Below are 2,815 nucleotides of genomic sequence, written 5' to 3' on the forward strand. Positions count from 1 at the left end.
GGGGGAAACGCCCGGTCCCATTCCGAACCCGGAAGCTAAGACCCACAGCGCCGATGGTACTGCACCCGGGAGGGTGTGGGAGAGTAGGTCACCGCCGGAACATCATTAGGTCGAGGACCCCCGAACACCGTTCGGGGGTCCTCCCGCATTTAAGCACTAGACACTTCACGTCCCTTGGAACCTCCGGGCATGGACCCAGGCCAGGCCTTCCACGGCAAGCCCGCCAATCACCGCTGCGGCACCCGCGGCCAGCAGCAGGTATGCCGGCGGCAGCGCCAGCTCGAAGAAGTCCCGCACCGGCGGCACGCTGAGCAGCAGGACGAGGCTGGCGACCATCGCGAGCACCACCGCCAGCTTTTTCCCGTCAAGGGGACGTGCCACCACGGCGAGAATCCACAGGCCCAGGGCCGAGAGGGTCAGTACTGATGCTGACTGCAGCGACCCAGCGGCTTCCGGTGCCGCCGTCGCTCCGCGCGACGCGGCGTAGAGGTTCAGCCCCAGCAGCGATGCCGTGACAATGAGCCCGGCCGGAACTGCAAAGGAAAGGGACCTGCGGAGGAATCCGGGCCGGTAGCGGGTGGTGTTGGCCATCAGCGCCAGGAAGAAGGACGGTATGCCGATGGTGAGGCCGTCGGTGAACGAGAGTTGCCGCGGCAGGAAGGGAAACTGGAGGGTGAGGAGCCCAAAGCTGACAGCGATGGCAATCGAGTAGGCCGTTTTGCTGAGGAACAGCTTGGAGACCCGCTCGATGTTGGCGATGACCCGCCTCCCCTCGGCAACCACCGAAGGCAGCCGGTCAAACCGGCCATCCAGCAGCACCAGCCGGGCCACGGCCTTCGTTGCGGCTGCGGCGGAGTTCATGGCGATCCCAAGGTCGGCCTCCTTCAATGCCAGGACGTCGTTGGCGCCGTCCCCAGTCATCGCCACGGTGTGCCCGCGGCGCTGGAGGGCCGCCACCATGTCCCGTTTCTGGTCCGGGCTCACCCGGCCGAACACTGCGTGGGCACCCATCACCTCCTCCAGCAGGACCGGGTCCGCCGGCAGCGTCCTGGCGTCATAGCCCTCCCCGGCATCCAGGCCCACGCTGCGGGCTATCGCGGCCACCGTCCGGGGGTCGTCCCCCGAGATGACTTTCAGGTCCACGCCCTCGTCGCGGAAGTAATCCAGCGTCTGCCGGGCATCGGGACGGATTTGTTCCCGGAACGTGAGTACAACGACGGGTTTCACCGCGGCCGGCAGCGTGGGGTTCTCTGCCGTGATGCTGGCCCCGGCTGCATAAGCCAGCACCACCGTCCGCAGGCCGGATTCGGCGAACCGGCCGGCCCGCTCCAGCGCCGCATCGGCAGCAGGTTCCGCGCCGCCGGCCGGGCCCCCTGCCAGCACGATCTCGGGGGCGCCAAGAATCCAGGAGCCATGGCCGGGGCTTCCGCCGTCGAACGTCACCGAGCTCCACTTGCGGGCGGACGAAAACGGAACCGACGAGACCGCGGGACTGCCGCCGTCGTGCGCGAAGGCCGCTTCAAGGCACCGGGACGTTGCATTCGCCTCGGGATCCGCCCCGAACCAGCCCAAGGCGTGTTCCCATCCCTGCGCTGCAGGCTCGGCCAGCTCGTGCACGCCGTCGAAGATGATGCCGCCCTCGGTGAGCGTGCCGGTCTTGTCGAGGCAGAGGACATCGACGCGCGCCAGGCCCTCCACTGCCGCGAGCTCCTGGATGAGCACCTTGTTGCCCGCCAGCCGCACCCCGCCCACAGCGAACGCAACACTCGAGAGCAGGACCAGGCCCAGCGGGATCATGGCGATGACGCTCGCGATCACACCAACCAGGGCGTCAGTCCACGTGCCGTTGGCGATGGCCTGCTGCCAGCCGCCCCGGGACTGCATCTCACCGTTGGCGACTATGAGGGCAACCGGCAGCAGCGCCCAGGTGAGCCAGCCGAGAATGCGGTTGAGGCTGTTCCGGATCTCCGAGTTGACCAAGGAAAAGCGTTTGGCGCCGGCAGCGATCCGGTTGGAGAACGACTCAGCCCCCACCCGGATGACCCGGGCTGTGCCCCGGCCGGCCACCACGATGGAGCCGGACAGCACTTCCGCCCCGGCGTCTTTGTCCACGGGATCCGACTCTCCGGTGAGGAGGGATTCGTCGGCTTCCAGGCCCTTGCTGTCGAGCACCGCGGCATCGGCAGTGACCTGGTCGCCGGCCCGGAGGACCAGGACGTCGTCAAGCACGACGTCGGCGGTGGGGATCTCCTGCACGGAACCGTCGCGGAGGACCCGGGCCAGTGGTGCCTCCAGGACGGCCAGTCTGTCCAGCGAGCGTTTGGCGCGGTATTCCTGAACAACCCCGATGACGGCGTTGCCGACAGCTGCCACGCCGAAGAGCGCATCCTGCCAGCTGCCCAGGAGGAGCAGGAGGACGAAGCTGGTGCCGACGATGGCATTGAAGAGAGTGAGCACGTTGGCCCGGACGATCGCCCACAGGCTGCGGCTGGTTGCGTCCGGCACGCGGTTGGCCAGGCCGCGGCTCACCCGGGACGAAACCTCGTCCCGGGACAAGCCGTTGGCCGCCGGCCCGGAAACGCGCCGGTGGAGCAAACCTGGCCGGTGTCTCCGGCGTTCAGCCATCACCCCCTGATGGTAACCGGGCAGCTGCAGTCCCGCCGGTGACGCACCTCACGGGGCCGCTTTTTGGGACCCAGCCCTTCTGCGCGGGTTGTGGGGGCGGTTTTTAGGTGTGTTGGCGGGACTGCAGCTGCCCGGTTACCATCAGGGGGTGATGGCTGAACGCCGGAGACACCGGCCAGGTTTGCTCCAC

1 protein-coding gene and 1 rRNA gene are annotated in these 2,815 nt (G+C 68.1%); one reads left to right on the forward strand and one right to left on the reverse strand.

The annotated features are described in order from the left end of the window. Nucleotides 1-100 (forward strand): 5S ribosomal RNA (gene rrf / locus AR539_RS18555); the annotation flags it as partial. A gap of 65 nt (nt 101-165) precedes the next feature. On the opposite strand, the gene AR539_RS18560 is transcribed toward rrf, so the two are convergent. Further along, complete coding sequence (locus tag AR539_RS18560; RefSeq protein ID WP_331457501.1) at nt 166-2,529, reverse strand: HAD-IC family P-type ATPase; 2,364 nt, start codon at nt 2,527-2,529, stop codon at nt 166-168. Between the last annotated feature and the right edge of the window lie 286 nt (nt 2,530-2,815).

The organism is Arthrobacter sp. EPSL27, assembly GCF_001512305.1.
GTDB lineage: Bacteria > Actinomycetota > Actinomycetes > Actinomycetales > Micrococcaceae > Arthrobacter.